The sequence below is a fragment of the Colwellia sp. E2M01 genome (genome assembly GCF_018860585.1).
Taxonomy (GTDB): domain Bacteria; phylum Pseudomonadota; class Gammaproteobacteria; order Enterobacterales; family Alteromonadaceae; genus Colwellia.
This window is the reverse complement of the sequence record NZ_JAHKPR010000002.1, coordinates 1-13,877: the sequence shown is the minus strand read 5'-3', so window position 1 is coordinate 13,877 and position 13,877 is coordinate 1. Positions and strand designations below refer to the sequence as shown.

At 37.9% G+C, this 13,877-nt stretch carries 11 protein-coding genes; 8 read left to right on the top strand and 3 right to left on the bottom strand.

All coding sequences use genetic code 11. From position 1 onward, the window contains the following. Positions 1–242: 242 nt before the first annotated feature. Both KO502_RS00280 and KO502_RS00275 read left to right on the top strand, forming a co-directional pair. A complete protein-coding gene (locus KO502_RS00280; RefSeq protein WP_216020555.1) occupies positions 243–500 on the top strand; it encodes a type II toxin-antitoxin system Phd/YefM family antitoxin in 258 nt (85 codons plus the stop codon). Next, the gene (locus KO502_RS00275) at positions 488–787 is read left to right on the top strand and encodes a type II toxin-antitoxin system RelE/ParE family toxin (RefSeq protein WP_216020554.1); all 300 of its coding nucleotides are present in this window, start codon (positions 488–490) and stop codon (positions 785–787) included. The genes KO502_RS00280 and KO502_RS00275 overlap by 13 nt, the downstream gene beginning before the upstream one ends. 38 nt (positions 788–825) lie before the next feature. Here the strand turns inward: KO502_RS00275 and argE are convergent, their stop codons facing one another. Beyond that, positions 826–1,974, bottom strand: coding sequence for an acetylornithine deacetylase (gene argE / locus KO502_RS00270; protein ID WP_216020553.1), 1,149 nt, complete (start codon positions 1,972–1,974; stop codon positions 826–828). 135 nt (positions 1,975–2,109) lie between these two features. Between argE and argC the strand changes: the two genes are divergently transcribed. The 6 genes from argC (at position 2,110) to argA (ending at position 9,952) form a co-directional block, all read left to right on the top strand. Continuing rightward, on the top strand, positions 2,110–3,162 hold the full coding sequence (gene argC, locus KO502_RS00265; RefSeq protein WP_216020552.1) for an N-acetyl-gamma-glutamyl-phosphate reductase: 1,053 nt from the start codon (positions 2,110–2,112) through the stop codon (positions 3,160–3,162). A 91-nt stretch (positions 3,163–3,253) separates the two neighbouring features. Then, entirely contained in the window at positions 3,254–4,060 is an 807-nt protein-coding gene (gene argB, locus KO502_RS00260; protein ID WP_216020551.1) for an acetylglutamate kinase, read from the top strand. 94 nt (positions 4,061–4,154) lie between these two features. After that, positions 4,155–5,090, top strand: a complete 936-nt coding sequence (locus KO502_RS00255) for an ornithine carbamoyltransferase (protein WP_216020550.1) — start codon at positions 4,155–4,157, stop codon at positions 5,088–5,090. A gap of 260 nt (positions 5,091–5,350) precedes the next feature. Next, a complete protein-coding gene (locus KO502_RS00250; protein WP_216020549.1) occupies positions 5,351–6,580 on the top strand; it encodes an argininosuccinate synthase in 1,230 nt (409 codons plus the stop codon). A gap of 2 nt (positions 6,581–6,582) precedes the next feature. Next, positions 6,583–8,511: an argininosuccinate lyase gene (gene argH / locus KO502_RS00245; RefSeq protein ID WP_216020548.1), complete on the top strand. Its 1,929-nt coding sequence runs from the start codon at positions 6,583–6,585 to the stop codon at positions 8,509–8,511. Positions 8,512–8,641: 130 nt separating this feature from the next. Further along, positions 8,642–9,952, top strand: a complete 1,311-nt coding sequence (argA, locus tag KO502_RS00240) for an amino-acid N-acetyltransferase (protein ID WP_216020547.1) — start codon at positions 8,642–8,644, stop codon at positions 9,950–9,952. 456 nt (positions 9,953–10,408) lie between these two features. Here the strand turns inward: argA and KO502_RS00235 are convergent, their stop codons facing one another. Both KO502_RS00235 and KO502_RS00230 read right to left on the bottom strand, forming a co-directional pair. Further along, on the bottom strand, positions 10,409–11,107 hold the full coding sequence (locus KO502_RS00235; RefSeq protein ID WP_216020546.1) for an outer membrane beta-barrel protein: 699 nt from the start codon (positions 11,105–11,107) through the stop codon (positions 10,409–10,411). A gap of 1 nt (position 11,108) precedes the next feature. After that, the coding region (locus tag KO502_RS00230; RefSeq protein WP_216020545.1) for a cadherin-like domain-containing protein at positions 11,109–13,877 on the bottom strand (2,769 nt) is incomplete at its 5' end.

Here is a 13,877-nt window from a genome sequence, read left to right as displayed (position 1 = left end):
GCTGAGTGGGAAAGAACTTAATCAAATTGGTATAATATAGCCTCCATATATGATGAGATGGACGCCCGACAAAACAGCGTCAATGCGCCAAACTAGTAGTTGAATATAGTTAATTACGGTTCGCTTCGCTCAAGACCAGGCAAAGCTCCGCTCGGTTATTGTGGCGTTAGCCGTATAGTTGTAACCTCGATTGTATGTGATACTATTGTGATACATTGTTAAATGTTTAAATAGGATTTCTCATGAGAGTTGAACTTGTTACTACCCTTAAACGTCAAGCCACTAAGATTTTAGCTGATCTTCATATATCTAAGGAGCCAGTGTTAATTACTGAACATGGTCAACCATCTGCGTATTTAGTTGATGTTGAGGATTATGAATTCATGCAGCAACGAATGGCAATTCTTGAAGGTGTTGCACGCGGTGAACAAGCAATTAAAAATGGTCATACATTTTCAAATCAGGAAGCGAAAGAGAAAATGAGCAAATGGCTGAAATAGTATGGACATCACCAGCTATTGATGACCTAAACGATATAGCGGAATATATTGCTTTAAGTAACCTTTCCGCAGCTAAGAGCTTGACTCAAAAAGTATTTGATAAAATATCTAGGTTAGAAGATCACCCTGAATCAGGTAAAATACCACAGGAGTTAACTAACTTAAATTATCGTGAAGTTATTGTTAATCCCTGTCGTGTTTTTTATAAAGTAGATAGCGACAAAGTTTATATTTTGCATGTAATGCGACAAGAAAGAGAGCTTCGTAGGTTTCTTTTACAGAATTAAATACGGCTGCTTTTTAATTATTTCTTCTTATGCTCCAACTACAAACAATATTGCTGAATCATTCTGGTAAGTAACTTCTCTGTTTTATCAATTTCACTGTGCGCTAAAAATTCATTCGGTTGATGCGCTTGGTCAATTGAGCCAGGACCTAACACAATAGTTTGACAACCCAATTGCTGAATGAAAGGTGCTTCGGTGGCGTAGTTAACTGCGCAGCAACTATGACCACTAATTTCTTCGGCAATATCTATAAAGGTACTTGGCTTCTTTTGTTCAAAACTTGGTGAGCTCGGATGTAACTCGACAAAGGTTATTCTACCAGGGTAATGTTCAGCTAAAGGTTTTAAAGCATCACTTAGCCAACCAACGAGTTCATTATCAGTCATGCCAGGTAACGAGCGTAAATCAATATCTAAATGACAGTGCCCACAAATACGGTTGGAATTATCGCCACCTGAAATTGCGCCAAGGTTTAAGGTTGGGGCGGGTACGTCAAAAGCATCGTTGTGGTGATTTTGATCAAAGCGCTCTTTCAACGCCATTAATTGACCAATAACTTTATACATTATTTCAATGGCATTAACGCCTAAACTTGGTTTACTCGAATGCCCTGATTTACCCTCAACACTGATACGGTGCGACATGTGACCTTTATGCATAACCACAGGTACAAGGTTTGTTGGCTCACCAATAATAGCAACGTCAGGTTTTATTGCTTGGCTTTGGGCAAAAAATCGTGCCCCAGCCATGGTTGTTTCTTCATCAGCAGTGGCGAGAATATATAAAGGTTTTTTAAGTTGAGTTGCTTTTAATTCTTTACAAACTTGTAGGATAAACGCGAAAAAACCTTTCATATCACAAGTGCCTAAACCAAAAAACTTATCATCTTGGCTTACTACTTTATGAGGATCTGATTGCCAACGATTCTCATCAAAAGGAACAGTGTCGCTGTGGCCTGCAAGTAATAACCCACCTTCGCCAGTACCTAATTTAGCGAGTAAATTAAACTTGTTGTTAGTGTCGGGTACAGCTTGTATCTCAATACTAAAACCAAGTTGTTCAAACCAAGTGGCAAGCAGTTGGATTACGGCTTTATTACCTTGATCCCAACTGTCATGTGTAGAGCTAATCGAGGGGCAGGCAATTAATTGGCTTAAGCTTTCACTAAAATTAGGCAGTGTCGTCATAGTTGACCCATAAATGTAAATAATAAATGCAATATAAAAATAAATAGTTATGCGGATTAGTTGCATAACTACCCACTTGATGTTACCTTACTGCTTTAAGTGTAAATAACATGCTCAAATAAGGCTACCTCCAATATGTCAAAGGCTATATCAGAATCGAATAACAGTGTACAAAAAATTGCTATTGTTGGCGCTAGCGGCTATGCCGGTGCTGAACTTGTAGGCTTATTAAGTAAACACTCTCACGCCGAAATATCTCACCTTGTTGTTTCTGAAAACAGCAGTTCTGAAGGTAAATTATTTAGTGAGCTACATGGCCGTTTTCAAGGTGTGTGTGATTTACCATTAAAATCTTTTTCGCAAGCATGGTTTGATCAATACGCAGCTGACCTTGATGTAGTATTTTTTGCAACGCCGCATGATTTTAGTGCAGATTGGGCACAAGCCTTTTTAGATGCTGGCGTAAAAGTATTTGATTTATCAGGTGGCTTTAGATTAAAAGACGCAACAGATTACCCTAAATATTACGGTTTTGAGCATGCGGACACCAACGCTTTAGCTAAAGCTATATACGGTTTAGCTGAATGGGAAGCGGAAACTATTGCTAATACTAACTTAGTAGCTGTGCCTGGTTGTTACCCAACAGCAAGCTTATTATGTTTAAAACCTATTACCACTAATAATCTACACGTTGAAAATTCATTAGTGGTTGTAAATGGTATCAGTGGTGTAAGTGGTGCAGGTAGAAATGCTTCTCTAGCGACTAATTTTAATGAAGTGAGCTTAAAACCTTACAATATTTTACAACATAGACATCAGCCTGAAATATCACAAGAATCAAACGTTTCAGTAATATTTAACCCGCATTTAGCACCTTATAAGCGTGGACTGTTGTCAACGGTGACATTACAGCTTAAAATTGGCACCACCAGTGCACAAGTAGACCAAGCTTTTGAAGCTGCTTATGCGAATACACCATTAGTTAGAATTGTTAAAAAATGGCCTGAAATTGGTAATGTTGCTTATACACCGTTCGCCGATGTACATTGGCAGTATGATGAAGAAAAACAAGTTGTTGTGGTAAGTTGTGCTATTGATAATGTACTTAAAGGTGCGTCATCACAAGCAATGCAATGTTTTAACCTAACATTAGGTTTACCAAGCGAATATTCGTTGATTAACAGTTAAGTTAATCAGTTGAATTAATCAATTAAGTTAATCAGTAAGAGTCTTCAGCTTAAAATAAGTTGAAATAGGCTAAAGCATTTAAGGTAGTTAAATGAGCAATTCCTTCTCAACTCAAGCAGTGGAAAAAACAGTAAAGCCATTAGTCATAAAAATTGGTGGCGCCATCCTTGAAAAAGAATCAGCCCTTAGTGCCTTATTAGCGGTTATTGCTGAATTAAAAGACAAGCACGTTGTGTTAGTTCATGGTGGTGGCTGGGTAGTTGATGAAATGTTAGCGCAAGCAGGTTTTACAACGGAAAAGAAACACGGTTTACGTGTTACACCTAAAACGCAAATTCCACTTATTAGTGGCGCATTAGCGGGTACTGTTAATAAAGAAATTGTAGCCACTGCAAATAGCATGTCACTTACTGCTGTTGGTTTGGCCTTACATGATGGCGAAATGATAAAGTGTACTTTATCTGAGCAAGACTTAGGACAAGTGGGAATTCCACAACCTAAAAGCAGCAAGTTATTAGATAGTTTACTTAATGGTAAGTTTTTACCTGTTATCTCTTCTATTGGCGCTTTAGACAACGGTGACTTAGTTAACGTTAATGCAGATGATGCAGCTGTTGCTATTTGTCAGTTATTAAATGCACAATTATTATTATTAACTGACGTTAATGGTGTTAAAGGTGCTAATGGCGAATACTTAACATCACTAAATGGTGAACAAGCTAACAAACTTATTGAAGAAGGTGTTATTGCTGGCGGTATGACGGCGAAAGTAAACGCTGCCTTACTAGCTGCCCAGCAATTAGGTCGAAGCATCGCGGTTGCTAGTTGGCAATCGCCTGAGCAAATAACTCAATTACTTGATGGTCAGGGTATTGGCACACAAATACAGCCAAGTTAAGCTAACTTAATTAGCTATCGAATATAAAAGGTAGCTACTTAAATCATAAACACGACCATTACAGCACTCGAACTCAATTTTAGAGACTAGACTTATGTCGAATGAATTAACACAATTATCAAATTTTTTAGCTGATGATCAGCTAACTAAAAATGAATTAGTAGCATTAATCGAATTAGCGATTAACATTAAGAAAAATCCCGCAGCTTATAAGAAAGTATTAGCGGGTAAGTCGGTAGCGATGATCTTTGAAAAGCCATCATTAAGAACCCATGTAAGTTTTGATATGGGTATTAATAAGCTAGGCGGTCACGCACTTTACTTAGGTCAACAAAATGGCAAGTTAGGTGAACGTGAACGCGTTAGTGATTACGCTAAAAACTTATCATGTTTTGCTGATGCTATTGTTGCCCGTGTTTTTAGTCACGAGTCAATTAAAGGTTTAGCTGAACACGCGACCGTACCTGTAGTTAATGCCTTGTGTGATTTATATCACCCGTGTCAGGCGCTTGCTGATTTTGTTACCCTAAGTGAAAACTACCCTGAGTTAAGCCAAGTAAAACTTGCTTACGTGGGTGACGGTAACAATGTGTCTAATTCATTAATGATTATGGCAGCTACCTTAGGTGTAGACTTCACTTTAGTTTGTCCTGAAGGTTGTGGACCTGAAGCTAGTCTTAGTGAAAAAACACAAAAGTTAGCACAAGCGTCAGGTAGTAAGTTCACTTTAACCCATGATATTGATGCTATTGGTCAACAAGATGTTATTTATACCGATACTTGGGTATCTATGGGTGATGAAGACCCAAGCAAAAAAGCTGAAGTTTTAGCAAAATTTGCTCCGTACCAAGTAAACCATGCGTTGATGGCAAAAGCGGGAGCGACAACGGTATTACATTGTCAGCCAGCACATTTAGAAGAAGAAATTACGACGGAACTTTTTGATAGCGATATGTCAAAGGTATTCCAACAAGCGGAAAACAGAATGTGGGCACAGAACGCAGTACTAGTAGCCCTATTCAGTAATTAAACATTGTTCTAACTCTTTGTCACAATAACTGCGTCAAAAGTACTCACATACGATGTATGCTCCGTGCTTTTTTCTTGTTCTTGTAACAAAGAGCGTAACGAACAATGATTAATTAATAGTGGCTCTTCGATAAGTCACAAGAAATTGAAAAAATAACTGATAAATACATCAGTTAATAATTAGACAAAATAAAGAAATAATTTAGACTATGCTGATAAAAATATTAACTAGTCAAATCTAACATTTAAGAGAGATTTAAAATGGCTTTAACAAAGAAAAAGATTAAAAAAGTAGTACTTGCGTACTCAGGTGGTTTAGATACTTCGGCAATCATTCCATGGTTAAAAGAGAACTACGAAGGTTGTGAAGTTGTTGCTTTCTGTGCTGATGTTGGCCAAGGCGAAGAAGAGCTTGTTGGTATTCAAGAAAAAGCAATCGCTTCAGGTGCTTCTGAATGTCACGTTGTTGACTTAAAAGAAGAATACATTAAAGAATACGTTTACCCAATTTTAAAAACTGGTGCAGTATACGAAGGTCAATACCTACTAGGTACTTCTATGGCTCGTCCAGTTATTGCTAAAGCGCACGTTGAAGTTGCACTTAAAGTAGGTGCAGATGCACTTTGTCACGGTTGTACCGGTAAAGGTAACGACCAAGTTCGTTTCGAAGCTTGTTTCGCAGCATTGGCACCAGAGTTAACTGTAATCGCGCCATGGCGTGAGTGGGACATGGTATCACGTGAAGATTTACTTGCTTATTTAGCAGAGCGTAACATTCCATGTTCAGCATCATTAACTAAAATCTACAGCCGTGATGCAAACGCATGGCATATCTCTCACGAAGGTGGTGAATTAGAAGACCCATGGTGTGAGCCTTCTAAAGAAGTATGGACTATGACGGTTGATCCAATGGATGCGCCAGATGTTCCAGAAAAAGTAGAGTTAAGCTTTAAAGACGGCGAATTAGTATCAGTTGACGGGAAAGACTTCTCAAATGCTGCTTACGATGCACTTATGTACCTAAATGCTAAAGGTGCTGCACACGGTGTTGGTCGTATTGATATCGTAGAAAACCGTTTAGTAGGTATGAAGTCTCGTGGTTGTTACGAAACTCCAGGTGGCACAATCTTAATGGCTGCTTACAAAGGCTTAGAAACATTAATACTTGATAAAGAGTCACTTAAATACCGTGAATCTGTAGGTCATGAATTTTCACACGTAATTTATGATGGTCGTTGGTTTACACCGTTAGCTAAAGCACAATTAGCATCTGCTGCTTCTTTTGCTGAAAAACTTACTGGTGATGTTGTTGTTAAGTTATACAAAGGTATGGCGCAAGTTGTACAACGTCGTTCTCCAAACAGCTTATACTCTGAAGAGTTTGCTACGTTTGGTGCTGATGATGTTTACGACCAAAAACATGCAGAAGGTTTTATCCGTTTATTCAGCTTATCTAGCCGTATTACTGCACTTTCTCAAAAGGATAAATAATAATGGCTTTATGGGGCGGAAGATTTAAAGAAAAAGCGAGTGTACAGTTTAAAAAATTCAACGACTCGCTACCGGTTGATTACCGTATGGCAGTACAAGATATTGTTGGTTCAATGGCATGGGCGCAAGCTATTCATGAAGTAGGCGTTATAAGTGATGATGAATTAGTTCGCTTAATAGAAGCTTTAGAAGAATTAAAAGTGTCTGTGGAAGAGAACCCTAAGCAAATTTTGCTATCTGACGCGGAAGATATTCATAGCTGGGTAGAGATTCAGTTAATTGAAAAAACTGGTGATTTAGGTAAGAAGCTCCATACTGGTCGTAGTCGTAACGACCAAGTAGCGACAGATTTAAAATTGTGGTGTAAAGAAACAGGCGGCGATTTATTACTAGCACTTGTTAATTTACAACAAGCAATGATGAACTTAGCTGAACGTGAAAAAGACACGGTTTTACCAGGTTATACGCATTTACAACGTGCGCAACCTGTTACATTCGGCCACTGGTGTTTAGCCTATGTTGAAATGTTTAACCGTGATATTGGTCGTCTTAAAGATGCTCTTTACCGCTTAGATGTTTCGCCACTTGGCTCAGGTGCTTTAGCGGGTACTGCTTACCCAATCGACCGTAATGCGTTAGCAGGTCGTTTAGGTTTTAGAACTGCGACTATGAACAGTCTTGATGCGGTTTCTGATCGCGATCATGTAATTGAATTATTAGCGACAGCGAGTATTTCAATGGTGCATTTATCACGTTTTGCTGAAGATTTAGTTTTCTACAATTCAGGTGAAGCGGGCTTTGTTGAAATGAGCGATTTAGTTAGCTCAGGTTCATCATTAATGCCGCAAAAGAAAAATCCTGATGCGTGTGAATTAATTCGTGGCAAAGCAGGTCGTGTATTTGGTTCGTTAACAGGTATGTTAGCTACCATGAAAGCATTGGCTCTTGCGTATAATAAAGATATGCAGGAAGACAAAGAAGGCTTATTCGACGCACTTGATACGTGGGAAGAATGTATGGAAATGGCAGTACTTGTAGCTGATGGCTTAAAAGTAAACCGTTCTCGTACTTTAGCTGCAGCTCAACAAGGTTATGCTAACGCAACTGAACTTGCTGATTACTTAGTAGGTAAAGATATTCCGTTCCGTGAAGCACATCACATTGTTGGTGAAGTAGTATTAGCGGCTATTGCTAAATCTGTTCCATTAGAAGATTTAACGCTTACTCAACTACAAGAGTTTAGTGACAAAATAGAGCAAGATGTTTATCAGCATTTATCTATTGAATCAACGCTTGATAAGCGTGTTGCGCTTGGTGGAACATCTCGTTCACAAGTGCAAAAAGCATTAGCGACAGGTAACGAAGAAATCTTAAATGAACAAGTTGTTGGCGCACCAGGCAAACAACAAATTAAAGTTGCTTTAAAGCAAGTTAAACAGCGTTTAAATGCACAGCGTGCGGCGGCAATGTCGGTTCGTAGAGCAAGAATGTCTGATGTTGATAGTATTCACCAGTTAACCAATTACTGGGCTGATAAAGGTGAAATACTACCACGTGAACGTTATGAGATTATTCATAGTATTCAAAACTTTGTTGTAGCAGAAATAGATGGTGAAGTTGTTGGTACGGCATCACTTTATATTTATGAAACAGGCTTAGCTGAAATACGCTCTGTTGTTGTTAAAGATGAAGCGCAAAAACAAGGACAAGGCGAAGCACTTGTTCAGTATTTACTTGAATTTGCTCATCAAATGGAATTAACACAAGTTATTGTATTAACTTATATTCCACAATACTTTGCGCAACTTGGTTTTACACCGATTGATAAAAACTCACTGGCTGAGAATATTATTGAAGACAGTGAACCAAGTGCAAATAAAAATGCTGATGACGAAGTCGCCATGGAATATATTGTCGGTCAAGCTAAATAGTATTACGCTATAAACGTATAAGAGGCTGTTAAACTCTTCTGCTTATTAGCGGAGTTTAACAGCCTTTTTTTTAATGACTTTTTAAGTCACTTTTTTACAAGTAAAGTTCTGAGTTATAAAAATGGAAACTATGAATAACAGTGATCAAAATTACGTAAAATGGTTTAGAAACGCAGCGCCGTATATCAATGCGCATCGTGGTAAAACTGTGGTGCTTATGTTTGGCGGTGAAGCAGTGTCACACCCTAATTTTGCCAATATTATTCATGATATATCGTTATTACGTAGCTTGGGGGTTAAATTGGTTGTGGTGCACGGCGCACGACCACAAATTGAAGACAGAATTAAGCAACGTAACCTTACTGAAAACGTAGTTAATAATATTCGAGTAACCGACTCCGAAACCTTAGTGGCAGTTACTGATGCGGTTGGCTCATTGCGTTTGCACATCGAAGCATTACTTTCTACAGGGTTAGTGAATTCACCTATGCATGGCTCGCAAATACGGGTCAGTACAGGTAATTTCGTTATTGCCAAACCTATGGGTGTGCGTAATGGTTTAGATTATAAGTACACAGGCTCGGTAAGAAGAATTGATTCTGACGGTATTAACATGCAATTAGATTACGGCTCGATTGTGTTGTTATCTCCTATGGGTTATTCACCTACAGGTGAAGTGTTTAATTTAGCGTTAGAAGACGTAGCCACACAAACTGCAATTGCCCTTAAAGCAGATAAGTTAATTGCCTTTACTGAAGACAAAGGCTTGATTGATAAGTCAGGCGAGTTGATCCGTAGCTGTAGTGTGCGTACCGTGAAAAGCTTACTCGATGAAAATGATGATCATGTTCGCCAGCTATTATTGCGCTCAATTATTCAAAGTGGTGAAAATGGTGTTGAACGTTGTCATTGTGTTAGTTACCAAAGTGATACCGCATTACTGCAAGAGTTATTTACTCGTGATGGTGCGGGAACGTTAATAGCAAAAGATCACCATGAGTTAACTGCTACAGCAACCATAGATGATGTTGCCGGTATTTTAGAATTAATCCAACCGCTTGAAGAAGAAGGGGTGTTAGTAAAGCGTTCTAGAGAATTGCTTGAAATGGAAATTGATTATTTTACTGTGCTCAAAAAAGAAGAAGTGATTATTGCTTGCGCTGCTTTATATCCTTATCCAGAAGCAAATACTGGTGAGCTTGCTTGTGTAGTGATTGACCCTGATTATCGTAAAGGTAACCGTGGAGAAAGGATAATTAAAGCGATTGAAGCCAATGCAAAAGCACAAGGTTTAACATCTTTATTTGTATTAACGACAGTCAGCGGACACTGGTTTAGAGAACAAGGTTTTATTGAATCTACATTGGATATGTTGCCAGAAAGTAAAAAGAAAATGTATAACTTTCAACGTAATTCTAAAGTGTTTATTAAAGAGATTTAATTTACCTATACACAAAGTTGCAAGAACCACTTCTACCAATCTCACAAACTAAGTGATCATTTATACGGGCTAAAAGCACTAACTACAGCGTTATTTATTTAATAATTAGAACAACTAGTTATGTAAGTAAATGCCTTGTATTTAATGATTTTATCTCCGTTTAAAATAGATCACTTATTTAATGAAATAGGTATTAATACCTATTTCATTAAATTACTGATCACCTGTACTGGTTAAAATACTTAAACCCTACGTTCCTTTCNNNNGCGCCTTGTCTTTAAATATTTTACCTTCGCACAGCTAGACCAGAAAATTATCGGAATTGGTATAAACTTAAAACTATATCAATAACTCGAGAATGAAAAAAGCAGCTTAAGTTTCCTTAAGCTGCTTTGTTTTTTATAAAGCTTGTTCAGAATATTATCATACTAATGTCAATAATTAATGAAGCTAGTATTAGTTACCAAAGTAATAACGAATACCTAAAGCAAATAAATCATTTTCATCCCTGTCGAGCTTAAAGCGTTGAGCCGTCAGGTACATTTGAATATGTTGATTTAACCGATAATTCAATTCTGCACCATACCAAACATCATTACCTTTGATACTATCACTACCTACATCACCATTAGCATCAGAGGTAGTGTAATCTCCTTTCCAACTCCAGTAGCCGAGCTTACCCGATATTTTAAAGTTATCAGATATAGGTAATGATGCTACTGCAGCAAGAGATAAACCACTACCCGACTCGGGGTATACATGCTCAACATTATCATAAAAAGCATCTAAGTCTTCTGTGCTTCCAGTAAAGCTCACACTACGCTCACCGAGATCAATGTATGAACCTTCTATTGCCCAGTAAGTATTTAATTGGTAACCGGCCATTAAACTAAACGCAAAAGCACTATCGTCTATTGTTGAAGTGCTTGCATCAAAACCTGTTTCCTCATAATAAGTGTTAATTTGATCTTGGTTAATATTTGTTTGATAAAAACCTAACTCTCCCCCAAGGTACCAACCAATCTGATTATCACAATGTTTATAACTCTTGTCGTTATCAATAGTTGAGCAATCGTTAGCATATGTTGACATCGCTAATAATAGCGGAGCAACTGCACTTAACTTTAAAGTACCTTTAAATGTATAAATATTCATCTTAAATTTGACTCCTACGAGTTTTAATCAAACAACCAATTAACAATAATGAAGGCCAGAAGAATGCACCACCACCTTTAGTGGTTGTAGTTGCAATTTCTTTTACTTCCGTAACTTCAACAAACCATTTGCCTTCGGTTGTATTGCCTGCACTATCCTGTACTGTGTATGGAATTTCAATTTCACCATAAAAACTCGCTGATGGTGTAAAGGTAGCTTGGCCATCTTGACTGAAAGTAACATCGGCATTATCTACAGAAAGCAAACTTAATGTCTCCATTTCAGGATCTGTATCATTGCTTAATAAGTTTAAAGTAACACTACCTGCTTGGCTGATAGTACTACTTTCGTTACTAACAACAGGTGGTTTACTCCATATTATATTAACTGTTACTTCGGCATTTCCGGTACCACCATTTTTATCACTAATACCATAACGCATAGTGACATCGCCGACATAATCATTAGCGCTCTCATAGAAAACTTTACCATCAATAATTGAAGCTGAGCCTATATTAGTTGTTACTGAGGTGATAACTAAAACGTCGCCATCTTCATCTGTATCATTGCTCAGAACATCAATACTTTGAGTATTGTTAGCAACCATTTCAATATAATCATCTTTAGCAACAGGTAAGTGATTAGAAGTTGACATAACAGCAACTCCCCCAGGATCTATAATTGTTCCATTGGATAAACCGTCATTATCATTAAGCCCACCATCTTCAATAGTTAACTTCACACACCAATGACCTTCAGTTAGCCCGCTAGACCAAAGAGTGCTTGATGGTGGTGGACAATACCCAAACTCACCCGCAGTGGAATGTAACTGGTTATTCACATCTTCAGCGAATGTTTCCCAGCCTCTTATTGAGCTGTATTTCCTATAAACTGCATCAACAGGAATAGGTTGTATCTGTGGTAATACTATTTGGTAATTGGTACCTGTTTTAGGTAAACCTGTGGCGATATAGTCAAATATACCACCAATATTCACAGCCTCAGTATCAAGTCCAATACTTATTTCAAGGTCATTGTCTGTTAGTTGTAAACCACCAGTCTCGGCTGCCGCTAATGTGTTACCTTTGCGTATACAAACGCCTGGATCACCTTCCACTAAGAAAGTACTTTGCTTTAATACCTGCTCAGGCATTACATTACAATGAGTTATAGTGTCGAGGAAATCAGGAATACCATCTTGGTCGCTATCACTATAACCTTCTTCATTATCAGGTATTAAATCGCCATCAGAATCGATATCGTTTAACACAGCTAAACTCGAAAGTACTTCGAAGTAGATTTTTTGGGTGGTACTTAAAGCTCCTTCTCCATCGCCTATAACAGTCATCCCAATACTGTATATTCCAGTACTTAAATCACTAGGATCGAATGTAAGATTGTAATCGTCAACGTCTTGGATATTTAGTTCTGGATCATATAGCCACTGTGTAGTTACATTATCGTTATTTGGATTAAGTATGGTTGAAGAGATAGTAACTAAGCCTCCATCAGGAGTAATTAGCTGACGTGTCTCTTCATTTTGCGAACTACTCAAAGAAATTTTAGGAGCAATACTACTCTCAACAATGGTAATGACTTGACTTGATCGCTCGCTAATATTTACTCCATTAAGTTGTACAATAAGTGTTTCATCTCCTTCTATAATATTGTCTTGTACAATATCGATCATGACACTTTTGTGTGTTCCTGACTCAATGATCACTTCTTGGGAGTCAATGTGGTAATCATTTTCATCCACACTACCGCTGATATCAAGGGTAAGGGTTACAGGATATTTAGGTGCTTTACCGTTAAGTAGAATGTCAACGCTTATTGTTTTTCCTTCTCCTGAAGTTTGATCTTTAGCAAGAGAGATAATTGGGTGAACAGTTACATTTTGACTTGCTGTTGTAGTCAACCCTGTTAAAGGATCTGTTGATTGCCAATAAGCAATGCTCTTGCCAGGGCTAAATAATGCATCTCTACTAGCCAATGATATTGGAATTGACTGTCCTTGCGCATTAAGCGCAGTTGCGAGGCCTAAATTTACTTTTGTAAACAAACCTGAAGCATTAACTTCAACGTTAGCAGGAACGTTAATGACAGGGGCTTCTTCAGCCAAGGTTCCTGCGATGCTAACAGCTACAGTTCCTTCAGAAAATGCGTTGTGCCCATCGGTTATAGTGTAAGTCAATTCTATTTCACCAATAAACCCTGTTTGGGTTGTTAAGGTGATATTTTCACCGTCAGTGCTTACCGAACCGAGACTGGATTTAGTGCCTACGATAGATAGTACATCTCCATCAATATCAATATCGTTATTGAGCACATCAATGGTATAAACACTATCCATATTTAAATTGAATGTTATTACATCGGGCTCAGCATACGGTGCATCGTTAGCTCCAGAGCCAGTGATAATGACTTCTTGTGAGTCTGTACCATCAATAGACCAAACAAGGAAGTTATCTGTAAATTGCTCCCCTAAAGACATTTCTTGAACAAATGTATTGAAGTTATCTAAATCAAATGTCCAATTACCGTTGCTATCAATATTAAACATACCGAAATAGCCTTGAGTATTGTTTTGTTCAACGAAGAAATTTTCAGCGGTATCTTCATCTTCAATAGTCAATATACCGGTTAATTGTGCGTTAGAATCTTCTGTAATAGTGCCGGTTGAATTACCCGTAATAGTTGCAATACCATTAACACCTGTGATGGTAACTGTGACTAATTGTGTTTCCGTTAAATCAGCAGAGGTTGCAGT